The 21,552-nt window shown below is 52.8% G+C and carries 22 protein-coding genes; 9 read left to right on the top strand and 13 right to left on the bottom strand.

The features are described from left to right. Positions 1–54 precede the first annotated feature (54 nt). A complete protein-coding gene (locus AC6I8A_RS21525) occupies positions 55–498 on the top strand; it encodes a hypothetical protein (protein WP_479490589.1) in 444 nt (147 codons plus the stop codon). A gap of 5 nt (positions 499–503) precedes the next feature. After that, a complete protein-coding gene (locus AC6I8A_RS21530; protein ID WP_436332177.1) occupies positions 504–1,049 on the top strand; it encodes an RNA polymerase sigma factor in 546 nt (181 codons plus the stop codon). Between the two features lie 28 nt (positions 1,050–1,077). Here the strand turns inward: AC6I8A_RS21530 and AC6I8A_RS21535 are convergent, their stop codons facing one another. Then, on the bottom strand, positions 1,078–2,097 hold the full coding sequence (locus AC6I8A_RS21535) for an MBL fold metallo-hydrolase (RefSeq protein WP_497819143.1): 1,020 nt from the start codon (positions 2,095–2,097) through the stop codon (positions 1,078–1,080). Between the two features lie 134 nt (positions 2,098–2,231). Here AC6I8A_RS21535 and AC6I8A_RS21540 point away from each other — a divergent pair, with 134 nt between their 5' ends. The 5 genes from AC6I8A_RS21540 (at position 2,232) to AC6I8A_RS21560 (ending at position 7,235) form a co-directional block, all read left to right on the top strand. Beyond that, entirely contained in the window at positions 2,232–2,561 is a 330-nt protein-coding gene (locus tag AC6I8A_RS21540; protein ID WP_312182040.1) for a gamma-glutamylcyclotransferase family protein, read from the top strand. A gap of 194 nt (positions 2,562–2,755) precedes the next feature. Next, positions 2,756–3,550 carry an MBL fold metallo-hydrolase gene (locus AC6I8A_RS21545; RefSeq protein WP_497819343.1) on the top strand — a complete coding sequence of 265 codons (795 nt, stop codon included), beginning with the start codon at positions 2,756–2,758 and terminating at the stop codon, positions 3,548–3,550. Positions 3,551–3,641: 91 nt separating this feature from the next. Further along, positions 3,642–4,442 carry a MetQ/NlpA family ABC transporter substrate-binding protein gene (locus tag AC6I8A_RS21550; protein ID WP_479490586.1) on the top strand — a complete coding sequence of 267 codons (801 nt, stop codon included), beginning with the start codon at positions 3,642–3,644 and terminating at the stop codon, positions 4,440–4,442. 303 nt (positions 4,443–4,745) lie between these two features. Then, positions 4,746–6,614 (top strand): low affinity potassium transporter Kup, encoded by a 1,869-nt coding sequence (kup, locus tag AC6I8A_RS21555; protein ID WP_479490585.1) that lies wholly within the window; start codon positions 4,746–4,748, stop codon positions 6,612–6,614. A gap of 315 nt (positions 6,615–6,929) precedes the next feature. Then, positions 6,930–7,235 (top strand): YdgH/BhsA/McbA family protein, encoded by a 306-nt coding sequence (locus AC6I8A_RS21560; RefSeq protein WP_497819144.1) that lies wholly within the window; start codon positions 6,930–6,932, stop codon positions 7,233–7,235. Positions 7,236–7,253: 18 nt separating this feature from the next. Here the strand turns inward: AC6I8A_RS21560 and AC6I8A_RS21565 are convergent, their stop codons facing one another. Genes AC6I8A_RS21565 through leuC form a run of 4 tightly spaced genes read right to left on the bottom strand, consistent with a single transcriptional unit; the run spans position 7,254 to position 11,217 of the window. After that, positions 7,254–8,216 (bottom strand): LysR substrate-binding domain-containing protein, encoded by a 963-nt coding sequence (locus tag AC6I8A_RS21565; protein ID WP_479485463.1) that lies wholly within the window; start codon positions 8,214–8,216, stop codon positions 7,254–7,256. A gap of 31 nt (positions 8,217–8,247) precedes the next feature. After that, the gene (locus AC6I8A_RS21570; RefSeq protein WP_497819145.1) at positions 8,248–9,162 is read right to left on the bottom strand and encodes an alpha/beta fold hydrolase; all 915 of its coding nucleotides are present in this window, start codon (positions 9,160–9,162) and stop codon (positions 8,248–8,250) included. Then, the gene (leuD, locus tag AC6I8A_RS21575) at positions 9,159–9,794 is read right to left on the bottom strand and encodes a 3-isopropylmalate dehydratase small subunit (protein WP_436332182.1); all 636 of its coding nucleotides are present in this window, start codon (positions 9,792–9,794) and stop codon (positions 9,159–9,161) included. Before leuD ends, AC6I8A_RS21570 begins: the two co-directional genes overlap by 4 nt. Before the next feature lies 1 nt (position 9,795). Beyond that, positions 9,796–11,217: a 3-isopropylmalate dehydratase large subunit gene (gene leuC / locus AC6I8A_RS21580; protein ID WP_497819146.1), complete on the bottom strand. Its 1,422-nt coding sequence runs from the start codon at positions 11,215–11,217 to the stop codon at positions 9,796–9,798. A 361-nt stretch (positions 11,218–11,578) separates the two neighbouring features. Here leuC and mqo point away from each other — a divergent pair, with 361 nt between their 5' ends. Further along, complete coding sequence (mqo, locus tag AC6I8A_RS21585; protein ID WP_265296709.1) at positions 11,579–13,225, top strand: malate dehydrogenase (quinone); 1,647 nt, start codon at positions 11,579–11,581, stop codon at positions 13,223–13,225. 171 nt (positions 13,226–13,396) lie between these two features. Here the strand turns inward: mqo and AC6I8A_RS21590 are convergent, their stop codons facing one another. The 6 genes from AC6I8A_RS21590 to AC6I8A_RS21615 all read right to left on the bottom strand — a co-directional run bounded on the left by AC6I8A_RS21590 (position 13,397) and on the right by AC6I8A_RS21615 (position 19,081). Continuing rightward, positions 13,397–14,533, bottom strand: a complete 1,137-nt coding sequence (locus AC6I8A_RS21590) for an alpha-hydroxy acid oxidase (protein WP_265296708.1) — start codon at positions 14,531–14,533, stop codon at positions 13,397–13,399. 112 nt (positions 14,534–14,645) lie between these two features. Further along, positions 14,646–15,896, bottom strand: coding sequence for a flavin-containing monooxygenase (locus AC6I8A_RS21595; RefSeq protein ID WP_256698671.1), 1,251 nt, complete (start codon positions 15,894–15,896; stop codon positions 14,646–14,648). Between the two features lie 126 nt (positions 15,897–16,022). Next, a complete protein-coding gene (locus AC6I8A_RS21600; RefSeq protein ID WP_497819147.1) occupies positions 16,023–16,841 on the bottom strand; it encodes an ABC transporter permease in 819 nt (272 codons plus the stop codon). A 1-nt stretch (position 16,842) separates the two neighbouring features. Next, complete coding sequence (locus AC6I8A_RS21605; RefSeq protein ID WP_256698669.1) at positions 16,843–17,697, bottom strand: ABC transporter permease; 855 nt, start codon at positions 17,695–17,697, stop codon at positions 16,843–16,845. A gap of 63 nt (positions 17,698–17,760) precedes the next feature. Next, a complete protein-coding gene (locus AC6I8A_RS21610) occupies positions 17,761–18,792 on the bottom strand; it encodes a polyamine ABC transporter substrate-binding protein (protein ID WP_008106832.1) in 1,032 nt (343 codons plus the stop codon). Beyond that, positions 18,782–19,081 carry a hypothetical protein gene (locus tag AC6I8A_RS21615; protein WP_265296706.1) on the bottom strand — a complete coding sequence of 100 codons (300 nt, stop codon included), beginning with the start codon at positions 19,079–19,081 and terminating at the stop codon, positions 18,782–18,784. The genes AC6I8A_RS21610 and AC6I8A_RS21615 overlap by 11 nt, the downstream gene beginning before the upstream one ends. A gap of 79 nt (positions 19,082–19,160) precedes the next feature. On the opposite strand from AC6I8A_RS21615, the gene AC6I8A_RS21620 reads away from it, so the two are divergent. Next, on the top strand, positions 19,161–20,123 hold the full coding sequence (locus AC6I8A_RS21620) for a LysR family transcriptional regulator (protein WP_008106834.1): 963 nt from the start codon (positions 19,161–19,163) through the stop codon (positions 20,121–20,123). A gap of 32 nt (positions 20,124–20,155) precedes the next feature. On the opposite strand, the gene AC6I8A_RS21625 is transcribed toward AC6I8A_RS21620, so the two are convergent. Both AC6I8A_RS21625 and AC6I8A_RS21630 read right to left on the bottom strand, forming a co-directional pair. Then, positions 20,156–21,085: a 2-hydroxyacid dehydrogenase gene (locus AC6I8A_RS21625; protein WP_265296704.1), complete on the bottom strand. Its 930-nt coding sequence runs from the start codon at positions 21,083–21,085 to the stop codon at positions 20,156–20,158. Then, complete coding sequence (locus AC6I8A_RS21630) at positions 21,082–21,531, bottom strand: type II 3-dehydroquinate dehydratase (protein ID WP_154157044.1); 450 nt, start codon at positions 21,529–21,531, stop codon at positions 21,082–21,084. The genes AC6I8A_RS21625 and AC6I8A_RS21630 overlap by 4 nt, the downstream gene beginning before the upstream one ends. Positions 21,532–21,552: the final 21 nt, after the last annotated feature.

The following is a 21,552-nucleotide window of genomic DNA, read 5'->3' on the forward strand; positions in this document are numbered from 1 at the left end:
ATTCGTCTACCTCATCAACAGCAGTTATCCGTTAATCTAATGAGGACAAAAACAATGAGAGATTTTGATATGCACAGACACGGTCATCGGGATCATTTTGGTGGGCATCGCCTGGCGAAACCGCTGTTGATGGGCGCGGTGATCATCGCCGCACTGGGTTTACTGGTGATGTCGCTGTGGAATGCGTTGCTGCCCGACATTATCGGCGTGAAAAGCATCGGCTTCTGGCAGGCGCTGGGTTTGCTGGCGTTGTGCCGCATCTTGTTTGGCGGTTTGGGATTCCGTCCGGGCATGTTTGGTATGGCGCGTCGCCGCATGCACGAGCGCTGGATGCAGATGACGCCGGAACAGCGCGAAGAATTTATGCAGCATCGCCGCAATCGCTTTGGTCATCGTGGCCACCACGATCGTTGCGACTGGCAGGGTCGTCGTGATGAGCGAGGCGAAGCGCGCCCACAGCCGGAGAATAACCCGCCTAAATCCAGCGACACCGAGTAAGCGTGATGGCGCAGAATTCACTGCTGATGTCGGCGATCACCGCCTGTCGCACCAAGCTCAATGCATTTATTCGCGGACGAACCGCAGTGCGTGAAGATGCCGACGATATCTTGCAGGACGTCACGTATAAGCTGATGCAAGTGGAGCAGCCGGTGGAGAATGTCGCCGCCTGGCTGTTCCGGGCGGCACGCAATGAAATGACCGATCGGGCACGGAAAAAGCGTGAGCTGCCGCTGGCCGATTTTTTCGGCGGCAGTGAAGAGAATGATTTCCCGGAAGATGAGCTGGCTGAAACCTTATTTGGCGTGCCGCAAACGCCGGAAGATGAATATCTCAAAACGTTATTGTGGGAAGAACTGGAGGAGGCGTTAGCCGAATTACCGGACGCACAGCGTGAGGTGTTCGAGAAAACCGAACTGCTCGGCTACAGCTATAACGAACTAGCTGAAGAGAGCGGCAGCAGCGTGCAGACGTTATTATCGCGCAAGCACAAAGCGGTTTTATTTCTGCGCACGCGACTGCGCAACCTGTATGACGAAATAACCGGATAACCCGATTGCCTGACAATCGGGCCTCTTTTTACCACCACGGTTTCTCATGCTGCGGCTGCAAAAATTGCACGCCCTGCCCGATTTGCGGCATCGACAGGTTAATTTGCTGTTCCTGCGCCAGCGCCACGATTTGATTAAGCGGATCGTTCCATTGATGGAATGCTAAATCGAAAGCGGCATTGTGAATCGGGAACAACCATTTCGCGTTAAGATCGATAAAGGCTTTGATGGTGTCTTGCGGCAACATATGAATATCCGCCCAGCGACGGTCATAAGCACCGTTTTCCAGAAAGGCCATATCGAATGGGCCGAATTTATTGCCGATCTGTTTGAAACCGTCGAAATAACCGGAATCACCGCCAAAAAACAGGCGGAAATCATCGCTGATAAGGCTCCATGAGCACCACAAACGTTTATTACTGTCGAAGATCCCACGGCCAGAAAAGTGCTGCGATGGCGTCGCAACAAAATGAATCCCGCCGATACTCTTTGATTCCCACCAATCCAGCTGGGTAATTTTTTCCTGCGCAACGCCCCAGGATACCAGCAAATCGCCCACGCCAAGCGGCGTCAGGAAATAGCGCACGCGATCTTTGAGCTGCAAAATGGTGTGATAATCCAGATGATCGTAATGATCATGCGAAAGGATGATCCCTTCGATCGGCGGTAAATCTTCAAGCGCAATTGGTGCAGGCTGGAAGCGTTTGGGACCAAACCATTTAAACGGCGAGGCGCGCTGGGTAAATACCGGATCGGTTAGCCAATATTTGCCCTGCATTTTAAACAGCAATGACGAGTGACCCAGGCGAAATACGCTGTTATCCGCCGCCGCGGCAAGCTGCTGCGCGTCGAGTTGGATTAACGGCAGCGCAGCTTCAGGAGCGGTGTTTTTCGGTTTATTAAAGGCAAAATCCCAGAATAGTTTGGCGAATTCAGTCAATCCTAACTGCTGGCGTGGGATCTTATTGTTAAACCTTTTGCCATCGAACTGAGCGGATTGCGGGTAGCTTTTTATATTGCAGCGAGAAATGCTCGAACTATTCAACATTGATCTTTTACCTCTCATCGCGGGTCCTTCAGAATAGCCACTTTTAAGGCATCGCACATCGCATATTGGGCGATTGATGACATCGTCATCGCCAATAGGTAAAGTCACCCTTTTGCTTGATTTTATGAGGGAAAATGAAACGTTTATTTGTTTACGGCACGCTGCAGCCAGGCCAATCAAATGCGCATATTCTGGAAAATATCGGCGGAGAATGGCTGGCGGGATCGGTTCGCGGCACCTTCTATGCACGCGGCTGGGGCGCAGCGGCGGATTTCCCCGGCATTGTGTTGCAGGACAATGGCCCGCGCGTACCGGGTTATCTGTTTGTGTCTGACAAGCTCGAGCCACATTGGCCGATGCTGGATGAGTTCGAAGATGGCTACGATCGGGTGGAAGTGGATGTCACCACCAGCAATGGCGAGCTGATCACGGCGTGGATTTATCAGTTGCAGCCGCAACTTTAACTTCACAGCTCGATTTCGTAGGGTGCGCATTCATGCGCACCTGGTCACCATAAATGGCAACCCTACGGGAAATTTCACCCTTTCCTCTTCCACCCCAAATGAGGTGCAACGCCCTTAATACAATCGATGGTGATCTGCACACGTCTTGATTTCGGCTTCTAGAATGAATCTCACATAGACGAGAGGAATTCATGATGATCAAAATCTGCACGGCATGCGGCACATCGTACGATGAACAGCAGAGTAAAATCGAACACTGCAAAATCTGTGAAGACGAACGGCAATTTGTGCCGGCCAGCGGGCAAAAATGGACTTCACTGAAAAGCCTGCAATCCACGCACTGCAATAAATGGCAGCAACATGCTGCCAACTTATTTAGCCTGCAAACCGTGCCCAGCTTCGCCATAAATCAACGCGCATTTCTGCTGCAAACGCCGCACGGCAATATTCTGTGGGATTGCATCGCTAATTTCGATGAAGCCACTAAAGCGATTATCACCGCTCTAGGCGGTGTTCACGCCATCGCTATTTCGCATCCGCACTATTACAGCACCATGCAGGATTGGGCGGCGGCGTTCGATGCGCCAATTTATCTGCACGCCAACGACAGTGAATGGATTATGCGCGAAAGCCCGCATATTAGGCTTTGGCAACATGATGAGCTGGAAATTGTGCCGAATGTGAAGCTGATTCGTCTTGGTGGACATTTTGCCGGCGGCTGCGTGTTGTATTGGGCGCAGGAGGGTGGCGTGTTGCTGAGCGGCGATATTGTGCAAGTTACGCCGGGCGCTAATGCGGTGTCATTTATGTGGAGCTATCCGAATATGCTCCCTTTATCAGTCACTTCGGTAAGAGATATTACACGTCGTCTGGCGGCGCTGAAATTTGCGCGGCTTTATGGCGCATTCGAGCAACGTGAAATTCTCGCTGATGCGCAGCAAATCGTAATGCAGTCGGGTGAGAAATATGTTGCCTGCTTGAACGCCTGAACGAATAGTGAGCAAACGCGCCGCATATGGATGTACAGACGTCTAAACATCCATTATAGTCCGTTCCCTACGTTAAGAGGGGATCTGCGCAATGAAGAAAATTTTAATCACGACTCTGCTGGCTGCTTCCGTGGCGCTGCTGAGTGGCTGTAATAAAGACGATGAAAATCACATCAAAGTGGCCATTAACACCGGACCTGATCAGGTGCTGTGGGATACCGTGAAGCAGGTTGCGCACGACAAATATCAGCTGGATGTCGATGTGGTAGCCTTTAATGATTACGTGCAGCCGAATGAAGCGCTGTTCAACAAAGATGTTGATGCCAACGCCTTCCAGAGCCTGCCTTATCTGGAGATGCAATCCAAAGAGCGCGGCTACCACTTCGCCGTGGTCACCAACACCTTCGTATTCCCGATTGCCGGTTACTCGCGCAAGATTAAATCGCTGAAAGAGTTGCCGGATGGCGCGACCGTGACCATCTCCAACGAAGCCACCACGCTCGGCCGCAGCCTGCTGCTGTTGCAGGCGCAAGGCTTAATCAAAGTGAAACCGGAAGCGGGCCTGCTGCCAACCACGCTGGATATCACCGATAATCCGAAGAAGCTGAAAATTGTTGAAGTCGATACGCCGCAGCTGGCGCGTACGCTGGACGATCCGCAGGTGTATATTTCGATCATCAACAACAACTTCGCCGCGCTGGTTAATCTCTCCGCCTCGCGTGACGGCATGTTTATGGAAGGCAAAGCCTCGCCTTACGTGAATGCGATTGTGGCGCGTGAAGACAATAAAGACAGCGCTAACGTGCAGAAGTTGAAACAAGCTTTCCAGTCGCAGGAAGTGCTGGATAAAGCTAACGAGATTTACAAAGGCGATATTATTAAAGGCTGGTAATTTACGGTTTAATTAAGCCTGTGTATGCCGGTGCGCTTAAATGCGCACTTGCCAAACCACCGTAGGGTCGCCATTCATGGCGACCGGTTTTCCGCTCAACTGACAACATCCATCCTTTCGCGACTTCCCACGTTAATCAGCTAAGCTCAGTTCATAAAATAAGCGCTATATAAAAATGGTGTAAAAATATCGGCGTTACGCGTAAAAATGCTGTGTATAAATTCGCCAGCCTCTGTTCGCTTTGGTCGCAAACAGGTATGTTCGCCCTCATTAGCTTCAACCCTGATAAACCACAGGAAATCTATGAGTCAGAGTGAAAAACAATCCTTGCCTGCTGGCATGCTGGCGGCCGCAGGGATCGTGTTTGGGGATATCGGTACTAGCCCGCTGTATACCCTCAAAGAGTGCCTCTCCATTTTGCCTAACGGCGCGATCTCCACCACCGCAGTGATGGGATTTTTGTCGCTGATTTTCTGGGCGCTGACGCTGATTGTGACGCTGAAATATGTCTGCTTCGTGATGCGCGCCGATCATGATGGCGAAGGCGGCGTGTTAACGCTAATGTCGCTGGCGCGCCAGCATGTCGGACCCAAAGCGTCACATATTATTGTGTTAGCAGGCTTAATTGGTGGCGCGTTCTTCTATGGCGATGGCGTGATCACCCCGGCGATTTCGGTGCTGTCGGCAATTGAAGGTATCGAAGTGGTGTCGCCTGAGCTGGATAAATATGTGGTGCCGCTAGCGGTGGCGATCCTCACGCTGCTGTTCATCATTCAAAAACACGGTACCGAAAAGGTCAGTAAAGTGTTTGGGCCGGTGATGTTTGTCTGGTTCGTGTCGATTGCCCTGTTAGGTATTCGCGGCATCCTGCTCAATCCGGAGGTGCTGTATGCACTGAATCCTTCCTATGCGCTGACGTTCCTGCTTAGCCATAAAGCGTTGTCGTTTGCCGCGCTAGGCATGGTGGTGCTGGCGGTGACCGGTGCGGAAGCGCTCTACGCCGATATGGGACATCTGGGCAAAGCACCGATTCGCATGGCCTGGCTGGTTATCGCCATGCCCGCGCTAGTGCTCAACTACTTTGGTCAGGGCGCGCTGGTGATTGCCGATGCGCAAGCCATCAATAACCCGTTCTTTAATCTCGCGCCGGGCTGGGGACAAATTCCGCTGATTGTGCTGTCTACACTGGCGACGGTGATTGCGGCGCAGTCGGTGATTAGCGGCGTCTATACGCTGACGCATCAGGCGATTCGTCAGGGATTCCTGCCGCCGATGCGCGTCATATTCACCTCGCATACTGAGTCCGGTCAGATCTATATTCCGGTGGTGAACTGGCTGCTGTTTGTGGCAGTAACGGTGATTGTGCTGGCATTCCGTCAATCTTCGGCGCTCTCTTCCGCGTACGGCATTGTGGTGACCGGTACCATGGTGATTACCGCTTGTCTGGCGGGTGTGGTAGCGCTGCGTAACTGGAAGTGGCCGCTGCCGGTGGCGCTGGTTTTCCTGCTGTGTATGTTAAGCATTGATGTGCCGCTGTTCAGCGCCAACCTGATGAAGCTGCTCTCCGGCGGTTGGGTGCCGGTACTGCTGGCGCTGAGCATGATGGGATTGATGCTGATTTGGAGCAGCGAGCGTAATCGCCTGATCCGCAAACTGAATAACGATCCTGAAAGCTTGCAGGCGCTGGTGCGATCGCTGGAAACCAACCCGCCAAGCCGTGTGTCTGGCACCGCCATCTTCCTCTCACGTAAAGAGCATGAGATTCCGCAGGCACTGCTGCACAACCTCAAACACAACCGCGTGCTGCATAAGCGCGTGGTGCTGCTGCATATCCGCACCACCGATATCCCGCGCGTCTACAACCAGAAGCGCCTGAGCATCACCCAGTTGTCGCCGTCGTTCTGGCAAGTAACTGCCGCTTACGGCTGGCGCGAGACGCCTTCGATGGCGGAGATCCTGCATCTGTGCGGGCTGGAAGGATTGGGTTGTACCGTCAATGAAGCCTCGTTCTTCACCTCGCACGACACGCTGGTGATGAAGAAGAGAAAAGGTTTGATGCGGGTTAAAGGCGGTATTTTTCATTTCTGCCAGCGCAATGCACAGCGCGCACATGAGCAATTTAATATCCCGCCGAATCGGGTCATCGAGCTGGGCGGGCAGCGCGAGTTTTAGTCGGTCGCCATGAATGGCGCACCTACAAAATCCCGTGAAATAACCGTAGGGTCGCCATTCATGGCGACCTTATTTTTTCCGCCAAATGTAACCAGATGCAAAAATAGTCGCGTAAGTTTGAATGAGTTGTGGCTGAATCTTTCTTAACATCTAATTAGCAATTAAAGCTAAAACGCTTAACCTGAAAAGGTGTTTATTAACTTCACCGGCAATGATCAGCTGTCGTGAACATTTAGGGTTTAAGCGCATTATCAACAATTGAAAGATTCGTAGCTGCGGCCATGTGTTCAGCGACTATTTGCGAGGAGTATCGCCATGAAACAATTAATTAATGACGTAATATCTATTTTCACACCGCAATCTGTTAAACCCGTTTTAATTCGCGCTGATTTAACTCATCGCGAACTTTCATCACTTCATCCGGTAGGATTTACTTCGGTAAGCTGGGCGACCTCAATGGAAGAGCTGAATGACGCCTTTGTGCAGAAAGCCGTTGCCGCCGGTGCGGTGGGTTATCACATCACCGAAGTGGAATCCCACGAGCCGGCGCACGATGGTCAGCACGTCATGGCCGCTACCGCCACCCTTTACCACATCAACAGTAAAGTGGCCTATGGCTAATGTTTAATTTATTGGAATTTACAGCCTGCCCTTCATCATCGGCAGGCTTTTTTCTGCAAAATAGTCAGCGAGAAAATCAATAAACACTTTAATGCGCGGCGATTCAGAAGCGCGTTGCGTGTAAACCGCCCAAACATTCGCTTCCTGGTACCATTGCGGTAAAACGTGCACCAATTTATTTTCGCTTAAATAAGGTGCGACATCCCAGGCCGAGCGCAATGCAATGCCGTGTGATTTTAAAGCCCAGTTCAAAATCACTTTTCCACTATTCGATGAGTAATGGCTATTCAGACGACAGACGATTTTATTTTCGCCATCGGTTAACGTCCAATGGCCAAACGTGTTGTTATTTTCATTAATAATAAGGCAGCTGTGATCGATTAAATCATCCAGCGTCTCCAGCGAACACGATCGGGCTAAATAATCTGCTGAAGCGCAAAGAATACGCCGATTGGCGGCTAATTTTCGCGCAATGTAGGAATGATTAACATCATTGCCAACGCGAATATCCACATCGGTTCCTGATTGCAATAAATCAATATCGCGATCGCTGAGCATCAGTTTGATTTTGAGTGACGGATGGCGCGTCATAAATTCGGCAATCGCATCGGACAAATAATCCTGACCAAAACCAAATGAACAAGCCACGGTAAGATCGCCAGTCAGTTCGCCGCGCCACTGCTGGAAGTTATTGAGGAAGGAATCCATCTCATGCACCACTTGCAGCGCGCCTTCCAGCGCCTTTTCACCTTCTGGCGTCAGACGCATCACGCGGTTGGTGCGGAAAAACAGCCGGGTTTCCAATTGCTTTTCAAGGATGGCAATACGCTTGCTGATATACGATGGCGACTGGCCGAGTTCAATGGCGGCGCGGCCAAAACCTTCATAGCGCGCCACATTGATAAATACATACAGATCTTCAACCGACGGCCACCCCTCAAGCGGCTTCTGATAACTTTTCCCGGCAAGCAGCATCTTCATAACCATCACAGCGTTAGAGAAATTTAGCCGGTTATAACACAGAATCCAGGAAGGGCTGAAGCTGGCTTAAAAACAGCTCGGGCACTTCCTCATGCGGTGAATGACCGCAAGGTAATGCGTGGCCTTGAATATCGCGCGCTTTATCCTGCCAGGTTTCCACCACGTTATATAATTGGCCAACCGTGCCCTTTTCTCCCCATAACAGCAGCAGCGGCGCTTCAATGCGTTTATCGCTGTCCTGCGCATCATCGTCTAAATCAATTGTCGCCGCAGCGCGATAATCTTCGCACACCGCGTGAATCATCTCTTTCGTTTGATAACAGCGCAGGTAATCGTTAAATATTGCCGCTTCGGTGGCGCCCGGCGTTTTTAATTGCCCATCAATGTGTTTACGCAGGAATAATGCCGGATCGTGACCGATCATGGTTTCCGGTAAGGGATAAGGTTGAATCAGGAAGAACCACCAGAAATAGCGCGTGGCGAACTCTTTATTGGTTAACGCATACATGGTGGCGGTCGGCGCAATATCGACGAACACGCAGCAGGAGAGTTTTTCCGGATGATCGAGCGCCAGCCGATGGCCCACGCGTGCGCCGCGATCGTGACCGACAAACGCCACACGCTCCAGGCCTAACGCGTCGATCAACAGGCCGATATCGTCTGCCATCACGCGTTTCGAGTAAGCACGATGCGCCTCATCACTCGACGGCTTGTCGCTATCGCCGTATCCGCGCAGATCCGGCAGGATCACGCGATATTTTTGCGTCAGTTGGGGCGCAATTTTGCGCCACGCCAGATGATTTTGTGGATGCCCGTGCAGCATTAGCAATGGCGGGCCTTCGCCGCCGATGGCGACGCGCAACGTCACGCCATTCGCCAAACGCACGTCACTCAGCCTAAAGCCGTTAATAAAGGGGGAAGCACCACGTGGCATTATCTCACTCATGCTTGGGCATCCTGTACGATTTGATCGCGTTTCAGCCACGGACGCTGGGCAAAATGCTGCGCTTCAAACTGGGTGATATCGGATTCGTATTGCAACGTCCAATCCACCGCGCTGCCGCCGCCCAATAACATCTCGCGTTTCAAGGCACTGACCGAAAAGGCAATGCGTTGATCATTGAAGAGGATCGCCTGTTGTTCCAGCGACACGGTAATGCGGTTGTTGGCGGCATCATTCGCCACTGCACACAGGCGCTGATAATCCTCTTCGCTTAACGTCAGCGTCAGCACGCCATTGCGCTGGCAGTTATCGTCAAAGATGCCGGCAAAGCTGGTGCCGATAATGGCGCGGATGCCGAGCTGATTGAGTCCCCAAACTGCATGTTCGCGGCTGGAGCCACAGCCGAAATTGGCGCCGACCAGCAAGAAAACGGCGTTTTCCCAGCCCGGCTGATTCAGAATGAAATCGGGATTCGGGCTGCCGTCGGGCAAAAAGCGCAGGTCGAAGAACACGCCGCGATCCAAATCCCGGCGATCGATGCCTTTGAGAAACTGCTTGGGCATGATCACATCAGTATCCATATTGGCAGCCGGTAACGGCGCGAGCGTGCCAGTCAGGTTGTTAAATGCTTCCATATTAAACCTCTGCAGTCATGAATTTGCGGACATCAACCAGATGACCGGCAATCGCGGCGGCGGCGACCATCGCCGGGCTCATTAAGTGCGTGCGCGCACCGGCGCCCTGGCGGCCAGGGAAGTTGCGGTTGGTGCCAGATGCACAGCGATCGCCGGGCGCTAACACATCTTCGTTCATCGCCAGGCACATCGAGCAGCCCGATTGACGCCATTCGAAACCGGCGTCAACGAAAATCGCGGCTAAACCTTCCACTTCTGCCTGCTGACGCACCTGCGTCGATCCCGGCACGATAATGCCGCGTACGTGCGGCGCGATTTTATGCCCATCGATAATTGCGGCGGCGGCGCGCAGATCCTCAATGCGGCCGTTGGTGCAGGAACCAATAAAGGCATGCGTGATGGCGATTTCCGCTAACGGCGTGCCGGGCTCAAGCCCCATATATTTCAGCGCGCTGCGCAGCGTCTGCTGTTTTACCGCATCTTTTTCCTGCGCCGGATCGGGCACGCGGCCAGTGATAGTGCTGGCCTGGTCCGGGCTGATTCCCCAGGTCACTTTCGGTTCAAGATCGCTGCAATCGATGGCGATGCGGCTGTCAAAGCGCGCGTCAGCATCGCTACGTAAATCGCGCCACTCCGCAACGGCCTGCTGCCACAGCTCGCCGGTCGGCATTTGCGGCTTGCCGGCAATATAGGCAAACACTTTTTCATCTGGCGCGATAATTGCACCGCGCGCACCAGCTTCCACCGCCATGTTGCACAGCGTCATGCGCCCTTCCATGCTCAGCGCTTCGATGGCTTCACCGGCAAATTCAATGGCAAAACCGGTCGCGCCCGATGCGCCAATCTGTTCGATCAGCGCCATGATGATGTCCTTCGCCGAGCACCCAAACGGCAGCTCGCCGCTCACCGTCACCAGCATGGTTTTCAGCGTGCGATAAATCAGGGTTTGCGTCGCCAGCAGATGCTCGATTTCCGAGGTGCCGATGCCAAAACCGAGTGCGCCAAACGCGCCATAAGTGGTGGTATGACTGTCGCCAGCGGCAATTACCATGCCGGGCATTACCAAACCTTGCTCGTGCGCCACCACGTGTTCAATACCCTGGCGCGGATCCAGCACATCGAACAGTTCGATGCCAAAATGCGCGGCGTTTTGGCGGAAGTAATCGACTTGTAACTGCCCGCCCGCGTCGGTCATCGCCTCATCGCGCTCGGGTCGCGTTGGGTTGACGTGATCGACATTCAGCAGAATGGTGCCCGGATTACGCACCGGACGCTGGTGATCGCGTAGGGCGCTAAACGCCTGCGGGCTGGTGTATTCATTCAGAATCGAGCGATCGATGTAGAGCAGCACGTGCCCTTCATCGTCTAACTTACGAACCACATGCTGATCGATCAGTTTTTCATACAGCGTTTTGTTAGTCATGCCGTTGCCCACGCAAAAGTAAAACAAGTCATTAGAGACGTTAGGGTAAACCAGTTTGTGTGCGGGCAATGAACACGCTTCGTGAAGTGATGTTTTATGGAATGTGCAGCGAAGGATACGTGAGTTTCATTTGACCTAAGTCGCGTCTCCCGATATAAAGAATAACCGCGCTGCCTAAGCGGTTTATCCCCGATTTATTTCCTCTTCTGCTTATATTTCACGCTATTTTCTGTTTCGTAAGTTAATTAATTAACACCAATACTTTATTAACTAAAAACAAGTTAATCATTTAGTAACAATCTCTTAATGTGCAATCCGAATTTTTAACGTTCACCTGCATTGCATAATAAGTAGGACTGGAATGACTCACACCAAAAAGATTGTGTCTGCCCTCTCGCTGGCAGCGCTGCTTGTCTCTTCAGCGGTACGCGCTGATGACGCACCGGAAAAAACTGACGTGCTGCTGATTGGCGGCGGCATCATGAGCGCCTCGCTCGGCACCTGGCTGCAAGAGCTGCAACCGGGCTGGAAACAGCTGATGGTTGAGAAGCTGGACGGCGTCGCGCTGGAATCGTCCAACGGCTGGAACAACGCCGGTACCGGTCACTCTGCTAACATGGAGCTGAACTACACGCCTGAGCGTGCAGACGGTTCAATCGACGTTAGCAAAGCGCTGGAAATCAACGAATCCTTTATGATTTCGCGTCAGTTCTGGACTGCTCAAGTGCAGCGCGGTGTGTTGCACGATCCGCACTCCTTCATTAACTCGACGCCGCACATGAGCTTCGTTTGGGGCGACAAAAACGTCGAGTACCTGACCAAGCGTTACGATGCGCTGCAGAAAACCACCCTGTTCCAGGGCATGAAGTTCTCTACCGATCATCAGCAGATCCAGCAATGGGCACCGCTGGTGATGGAAGGTCGCGACCCGAACCAGAAAGTCGCGGCAACCTGGACGCCAGTCGGCACCGATGTTAACTACGGTGAAATTACCCGTCAGTTGATCGGTAGCCTGAAAAAAGATCAGAACTTCAAGCTGGAAACTTCATCTGAAGTCACTGATTTCAAACGTAACGGCGATAATTCCTGGCACGTCACCATCAAAGATGTGAAGAGCGGCGATAAGCGTTCGGTTGATGCGAAATACGTGTTCATCGGTGCTGGCGGCGGCGCGATTAAGCTGCTGCAGAAAACCGGTATTCCGGAAGCAGACAACTACGGCGGCTTCCCGGTCGGCGGTTCGTTCCTGATGACCGAGAACCCAGAAATCGCTAACCGTCACCTGGAAAAAGTGTACGGTCAGGCTTCTGTGGGTGCGCCACCGATGTCGGTTCCACACATCGATTCACGTACCCTTGACGGTAAGAAAGTGGTGCTGTTTGGGCCGTTCGCCACCTTCTCTACCAAGTACCTGAAAAATGGTTCGCTGTTTGACCTGCTGAGCGCGACCACCACCAGCAACATCATGCCGATGACGCATGTGGGCATCGACAACTTCGATCTGGTGAAATACCTGATTGGGCAGGTGATGCTGAATGACGACGACCGCTTTGCTGCGCTGAAAGAGTACTATCCGAACGCGCGTAAAGAGGACTGGAAACTGATTCAGGCTGGTCAACGCGTACAGATCATCAAGAGAGATGCGGAAAAAGGTGGCTTGCTGAAACTGGGTACCGAAATCGTGACCGATCAGCAGAAAACCCTGGCTGCCCTGCTGGGCGCATCTCCGGGTGCTTCTACTGCTGCGCCAATCACACTCGACGTGATGAAGAAGCTGTTCCCAGAGCAGTTCGCTTCGCCAGAGTGGCAGCAGAAGATCCGCGCAATCGTGCCTAGCTTCGGCCAGAAGCTGAACGGCAACACCGCGCTGACCCAGCAAGTTTGGGATAACACTGCAGCGACGCTGCTGTTGACCAAGCCGCCGGTTATCAACATGGGTGATCAAGCGGTTGCACCGATGCAGGCTAAGCCGCGTGCGGAATCAGGCAAACAGGATATGGCGCTGTAATCCACGCCAGAAGTGAATCAAGCCGGACAATGTCCGGCTTTTTTTATTATCTTTTGTAGGCCGCCATTATGGGCGTAATACTCTTCAGTTAAGCGTCTTTCGGTCACCATAAATGGCGACCCTACAAAGGATTGGCGCGTTTTTGTAGGGTCGCCATTTATGGCGACCGACTCACAAACGAAGAATATCTGCGCCAATCGACTCCACATTCGTTTTGCCACAAAACGCCATAGAAAGATCAAACTCATTACGGATGATATTCAACGCGGTCGTTACACCCTGTTCGCCTAGCGCGCCCAAACCATAAAGCATACTGCGGCCGATATAGGTTCCCTGAGCGCCAAGCGCGATGGCTTTCAGTACATCCTGCCCGGAACGAATACCGCCATCGAAATGCACTTCAACCTCTTTGTTCACCGCTGCCACAATCTCCGGCAGCAGTGAGATCGACGAAGAGACGCCATCCAGCTGGCGGCCTCCGTGATTCGAGACAATGATCGCATCGGCGCCCGCTTCCACCGCCAGACGCGCATCCTCAACATCCATAATGCCTTTGACGATCAACTTGCCGCCCCAGCGCTGCTTAATCCACTCAACATCGCGCCAGGAAAGGCAGGGATCAAACTGCTGCTGTGTCCACGCCATCATTGCATCAATGCTGTCTACGCCGCTGGCGTGTCCGATGATGTTGCCAAAGTTACGATGCGTTGTAGCAAGCATCCCTCTGCACCAGCGTGGTTTACCGGCGATATTGAGCAGATTACGCAGCGTCAATTTGGGCGGCGTCGATAAGCCATTTTTGATGTCTTTATGCCGCTGACCAAACACCTGCAAATCCATCGTTAGCACCAAAGCGCTGCAGTTGGCGGCTTTGGCACGTTCAATCAGGTTGGCGACGAATTGCCGATCGCGCATCACATAAAGCTGAAACCAGAATGGATGATGGTCTGTGGCCTGCGCCACCGCTTCCAATGAGCAAATGCTCATGGTGGAAAGCGTAAACGGGATGCCGAAGGTTTTCGCCGCGCGGGCAGCAAGGATTTCGCCGTTGGGATGAATCATGCCGGTTAAGCCGGTGGGCGCAATCGCCATTGGCATCGCCACGGATTGCCCAACCATGCTGCTGGCAGTGCTGCGCTGTGAAATATCCACTGCTACACGCTGGCGAAATTCGATGCGCTGAAAATCGGCTTCATTGGCGCGATAGCTGCTTTCCGTCCATGAACCAGCATCGACATAGTCATAAAACATTTTTGGTACGCGTTTACGGGCTAAATGGCGTAACTCTTCGATGCAGGTAATGACCATTGAGGATTTTCCAATAATATTTGGAAGAGGTCGCCATGAATGGCGACCCTACGACCGTGCTGCACATATTGTAAGGTGCGCATTTATGCGCACCGTGCAGAAGCAGATATTTTTACGACTTTTTATAATCAGTGTAGGCGTTTTGTAATACCACATGGTCGGCAATATATTTGGCATCGTGCCATACGCCGTAAATAAACGATGATGCCCGATTTACCAAATTAGGTAAGCCAAGGAAGTAAATACCACGCTCCGCTGAAATACCGCGCTTGTGGAACGGTATACCATTAGCGTCGAAGGCATCCACTTTCAGCCAGCTGAAATCAAATTTAAAACCGGTGGCCCAGATAATGCTGGTGATACCTGCAGCCTGCAGATCCAATTCTGATAATGGATTAATTAAACATTCTGGATCCGGCAGTAATTCCCATGCTTGCGGTTCGGGCGGTAAATCCAGGCCATTGCGTTCAATATAAGCATCGGCATCACGCAGCACGTCAAAATAGGCTTTGTCGCCCTCAGCAATATTCTCCACTAAACCATCGGCAAAGCTTAGCACGCCGTTATTCCAGGTTTTGGTGATACCAACCAGCGTAATTCCCATATGTGCCAGTCGGCGAAAATCGACCGTTTTTCCCCCTTCATAACCACTTACGGCAAAAGCAACGTGCTGTTTCTTTGGCTTGATTTTGACTTCATCCCACAAGCCCAGCGCGCCCAGCCACCAGCAATAATCGCGGTCGCGATACGAACGTGGCGGACGGTAATGTTCACCGATGGAAAGTGTCACTTCACGGCCAGATTTACGTAATTCCTCCGCAATTTGTGAGCCTGAAGCGCCTGCCCCCACCACCAGCACGCCGCCCTGCGGCAGCTGCTGCGGATTTTTATAGGCCGATGAGTGAATTTGATGCAGTGCAGCGGCTTCCGGCACGATCTGCGGGAAAGCGGGTTTCTGGAAAGGACCGGTTGCCGCCACCACATTGTCAGCTTCAAATTCACCGACCGAGGTCAGTACTTTAAAACCGCTACGTTCCGGCAGGCGCTCAACCGAATACACTTCCACGCCAGTACGCACCGGCGCATTGAGCATTTTTACGTAGTCTTCGAAATATTGCGCCATGCGCTCTTTCGGAGGAAAGGCTTCCTGGGAAATATTATCGAATTTCATTGAAGGAAAACGATCGTGCCAGGCTGGGCCATTGGCAACCAATGAATCCCAACGTTCTGAACGCCAACGTTCAGCAATACGGCTACGCTCGAAAACCACATGTGGCACGCCCATTAATGACAGATGTTCACTCATCGCAATACCTGCCTGACCCGCTCCGACCACCACGGTATTAATTTTTTCTACTGACATGTGAGATCCCTAAAGATGATCGCCCCCGCTCTTTTCATGGAAAAGAGTAATCAGGTGCCGTATGACTGATATTCAGGTTAATAAATGCTGCGCCATTAAATAAGCACAGCATTCAGTGTTAATACATCAATGCCCTGCTTCGACGTTTAATATTTTCCCTAAACCTAAAAACTTATTCGCGATAATTAACATCGTTGCCGTCACCGCAATATAAATAACCGACAGTGCAGCCAGCGTTGGGTCGGCAAACTCACGCACATAGTTGTACATCGCCACCGGCAAGGTTTGCGTGGCTTGCGTGGTAATAAACAGCGAAGCGGTAAATTCGTTGAAGGACAGGATGGCAGCAAATAACCAACCACCAAACAAGCCCGGCAAAATCAGCGGCACGGTAATGGTCCACACCACGCGCAGCGGCGAAGCACCGAGGCTTGCAGCAGCTAATTCAATACGCTGTTCGAGGTTTTTCAGCGACACATACACGCTGCGCAGCACAAACGGCAGCACCAGCACGATGTGGCAGAAGATCACCAGCGGATAACCGCGTCCAATGCCCAGTTGAGAGACCAGCATCAGTAAGCCGAGACCAATGGTGAAGTGCGGAATAAACAGCGGTGACAACAGCACACCTTCCAGCACCTGTTTACAAGGGAAACTGTAACGTTCAATGGCGATCGCCAGCGTGGCACCGATAATCACCGCCAGCGTTGACGCCCACGCCGTCACAATCAATCCCGAATAGAAACCGTGGCGGAAGTCATCGTAATTCACCGCACGTTCGAACCAGCGCAGCGACCAGCCTTTTGGCGGGAAGAACAACACTGAGTTATTGCTGAACGAGGAGATGAACACCACAATCGTTGGCAGTAATACGAACAGCAAAATCGCGATAACCAGCGCGCGTCCCGCCAGTGTGATCAATTTATCGTTGAGGGAGCGGGTCATATCAGTGCTCTCCCATCGCATGGATGAAGCGGCTCATACGTTTCAGCGCCATCAACAGCAGAATGGTCAGAATCAAACCGGCAATGCTGAGCGCAGCGGCAAACGGAAAATTCATTGAAGAGAAGCCCAGCTGATAAACCATGGTTGCCACGGTGCTAACGCGTCCGCCGCCAATCAGCTGCGGGGTTGCGAAAGCGCTGAACGTCCAGGCAAACGCCGTGGTCAGGCTGGAAACGATACCGGGAATCGACAGCGGAATGGTCACCGTCAGCAAGGTCCGAATCGGCCCTGCGCCCAGGCTGGTGGCGGCTTTCTCATAATCGGGATTGATGTGCGACAGCGCAGTCGCCAGCATCATCACCATGATTGGCATGGTTACATGCACCAGCGCGACCACCACGCCGGTTTGAGTAAACATGAACTGGATCGGCTTGTTAATCAGCCCCATTGCCAGCAGCAGGCTATTGAGGAAGCCGCTATTGCCCAGCACGATGATCCACGAATAAGTGCGTACCACTTCGCCAAGAAACAGCGGCGTAATGGCGATAATCAAAATGGTGGATTTGATCCAGGTGGTGCGCGTTCTCACCAGCGCATACGCCAGCGGATAACTCATCAGCAGGCCAAAAATCGCGGTTTTTGCGCTGAGCATCACCGTGTTGATAAAAGCATCGGCATAAATTTTCTTAAATAGCCCGTTAAAGTTCGCCAGCGTGAATCCACCCACATCAAGCGATCCGGGAATATAGGCCCGCACGCTAAACTGCATCACGGCAAACATGGCCACCACCAGCCCAAGCGCCGTAAACGTGGCGGGGATAATGAACCAGGGTAAGAATGTCGGTTTTTTCGTCATAGACGTTGCTGCCTGAATAAAGTGTTGCGACTAACCGGGCGACCAAACGGCCGCCCCTATTTATTAATGCGACATGATGTTTTCAGAGAACCACTGACGCCACTCGGCGGTTTTTTCCGCGCGCAGTTGTGGATCGGTGTTGATGGTGGCATTCCACTGTTCTGGCGTGGTCAGCATGCCAGGCAGTTTCGCCAGTTCCGGATCGATATGCGCATTGGTCACCGTTGGGCTGCCGCGATAGATCTTCGCCACTTCCTGCTGGATTTCCGGTTTCAGCGCGATATTCATGAACTTGTAGGCCAGTTCCGCGTGTTTGGTGCCTTTGTTGATACCGACGGTATCAACGCCCAAAATTGCACCCTCTTTTGGAATGGCCAGCTTAATGTTGACGCCTTCTGCAATCATGCTGTAGGCGTTCATCGACAGCATCACCTGCACCGGCGTTTCACCCGTGGAGATCAGCTGCTGGCTGTTGGCATCATCGGTATAGAAGGATTTGATGTTCGGGATCAGCGCTTTCAGTTTGGCCTGACCTTGTTCCCAGTGCGCGGCATCAGTGCCAGAGAGTTTGGCGGAGACCGCAATGATATGGCTCGGATCCCAGTCTGGCAGCGCAATCGAGCTTTTCAGTTCTGGACGCCACAGATCGTTCCAGCTGGTAAATTCTTCGCCCTTCGGTACTAAATCTGGACGATAGCCGATGGTGTAAACGTAGCCCCACACGCCAAGGTGATACGGGCTGACTTTGGCCTGCTGGACCAGATTCACCGCGTTAGGGATTTTGCTCATGTCGAGCTTTTCAAACAGGCCGCTGTTGGCATACAGATAACCGACATGCGCGGTGGTAAAGGTGACGTCGGTTTCCGGCGAGCCGCCCGCCAGCTTGGCTTTATTTAGGCGATCAATGGTGCCGCCAGTGACAAACTGCACTTCTACGCCGGTTTCTTTGGTGAACTCTTTGGCGATGGTTTGATCAATCAGATCTTTAAAGCTGCCGCCCCAGGTGCTGACAATCAGCTTATCTGCGGCCATCGCATTCCCTGCGCTCAATACACACGTGGTCAATAACGTTAAGGCACCAATCTTACGCAACATATTTTCGTCCCCAATGAATGAAATGGCTGTTATAGCTGCTTTGCACCACCGTCTGGTCCATCGCGTCGCAATGCACTAAAACAGTGCGAAGGCGGTTCTCGGGTGTTGAAGCGATAATGCCGTTGCGTTGAGATTGGGTAAAACAGCATTTCCCTCGCTGTTGCATCAGAATTTCTGAGGCTAAAAAAGCGGCCTGCTTAGCAAGGATTTTCTTAAGCAGTAGTGAGGTAGAAGCGAATGGGCGCTGGCGCATGAACAGGTGATTATGCTGTGAGTCGGAATTTGGCATGAGAAATGCTTGAGCTAAATCGACACTATTAGAATGACTGACGCGACATGAGCGTGTCAGCGATCTCAGGAGAACCTGCATGCTCAGTCGCATCACCCAGCGTCAGCTGGAATATTTTGTCGCTTCCGGTGAAGCGGGCAGCATTATTGGCGCCTCGGAGCGTATTCACGTCTCCTCACCGTCGATTTCCGCAGCCATCACCCATATTGAGTCTGAGCTTGGCGTGCAGCTGTTTGTGCGTCACCACGCCCAAGGCGTTTCACTCACCGCAATCGGCCATCAGGTATTGAAAGAGGCCAAACTGATCCTCGAACAGATGTCGAATCTCTACACCATCGCGTCGGAATCGATGAACAACGTGCGCGGCCCGCTGCGCGTTGGTTGCCTTGATACGCTAGCGCCGATGTTGACGCCGGAACTGGTGTTTGGTTTTGGCCGCGCCTTTCCCGGCGTGCGCATCTCGCTGGTGGAGGGCAATCATGAGTTGCTGTTAAAACAGCTGCGCTCAGCCGATATCGATATCGCCCTTACCTATGATTTGGTGCCCGCCAGCGATGTCACTTTCCAGTCGCTGGCGCAGCTGCCGCCCTATGTGATGGTGGGTGAGCATCATCCGTTCGCCACGCAATCTGCGGTATCGATCCAGGATCTGGCTGAAGTGCCTATGGTGCTGCTGGATATGCCGTGGAGTCGGGAATATTTTCTTGGCTTGTTCAGCGAAGCCGGTGTGACGCCAAATGTGGTGATGCGATCCAGCAGTATGGAAACGGTGCGCGCGATGGTGGCGAACGGTGTTGGCTTTGGTATCGCCAACGTGAGACCCAAAGCGCACTTGTCGCAGGATGGTAAACGCCTGATTCGCGTGCGGTTGGCGGGCGTTAACAAGGCGATGCAGTTGGGTTATGCCACCATGGCGCACGTACAGCAATCCATGGTGGTGAGCGCGTTTGCCGAGCGTTGCCGCATGTTTATTTCCGACCAATATATTCCCGGCATGGCGGCACCGAGTTATTTCGATCCACAAGTGGTGCGGGTGGCGTGATGATGTTGGTCGCCGTAAATGGCGACCACCGATTAATATCCCTGCTGCGGGAATACCTGATGCAACACCGGTTCACCACGCGCGGCGCGCTGGATATTTTCGGCAACCTGCGGTGCGGCGCTGGCGGGAATGGCGACCGACGCCAGATGCGGCGTAATCAACACATTATCCATCGCCCACAGCGCATCTTCCGGCGGCAACGGTTCGCGGTCGAATACATCCAGCGTGGCTTGACCAATATCCCCACGCTGCAGCGCTTGTGTTAACGCCACCTGATCGACAATCGCCCCGCGCGACACATTAATAAACGCGCTACCGGGCGGTAAGAGTGCTAACCGTTCAGCACTCAGCAATCCCTGAGTTTGCGGCGTGAGCGGCAGCATCACCACCAAAATATCGCTGCTGGCGAGGAAATCATCCAGCGCCTCTATTCCGCTGCTACAGGAAATGCCGTCGATGGTTTTTTGCGATCGCGACCAGCCACGCACATCCAATCCCTGACGCACCAACTCCTGCGCGGCGTGCGCGCCCAACTCACCCAATCCCAGCACGCCAACGCGCACGGTTTCCGGTGAACGCGGATGCACGTAATGCCAGCGCCGTTCACGTTGTGCCCGCTCAAACGCCGGAATATCGCGCACATAACGCAGCACGGCAAACAGCACGAAGCTGGCCATCATGCGCGCCATGTGCGGGTCAGACAAACGAACAATCGGGATATCCGGCAAATCATCGCGTCCGACCAGCGAATCAACGCCCGCACCCAGATTCACCAACAGTTTCAGGTTGCGGTATGCAGCGAAAAAGCCGTGCGGCGGTTTCCACACCAACGCGAAATGTACTTCCTCGACGTTTTGCACCTCTTCTGCGCGACAGATATTCACGCCCGGCAGATGCGGCGCGAGCAACGCTGACCACTGTTCAAAGCTGTCGAACTCGCTGTAAAACACCAAGGCACTCATGCCGCATGCGCCTTAATCAACTCGACCACCGCATCAATCGCAAGTTCGTAACCGATCACGCCCAAGCCGGCAATCACGCCGGTGGCGGCTTTTGATACCATTGAATGATGGCGGAACGGCTCGCGTTTCCAGATGTTGCTCATGTGCGCTTCGATGATCGGGCCATCAAACATCAGTAACGCATCAAGGATTGGCACCGAACTGTAGGTTAAACCAGCGGCGTTGATGATCAATCCGGCGGCCTGCTGTCGTGCTTCCTGAATCCAGTCAACCAACACGCCTTCGTGATTGCTCTGGCGAAATTGCAGCGTGATATTGTGCGAAGCCGCCCGGCGCTGGCAGCGTTCACCGATGCTGGCAAAGCTTTCTGTGCCGTAGGTGCCGCTTTTGTCCATGCCGTACAGGTTAGCGTTCGGGCCGTTGAGGAAATAGATTTGCTGATTCATGTGAGTTCCTAAGTCGCTATG

It is taken from the genome of Pantoea sp. X-Soil-ISGK-275 (assembly GCF_059730795.1).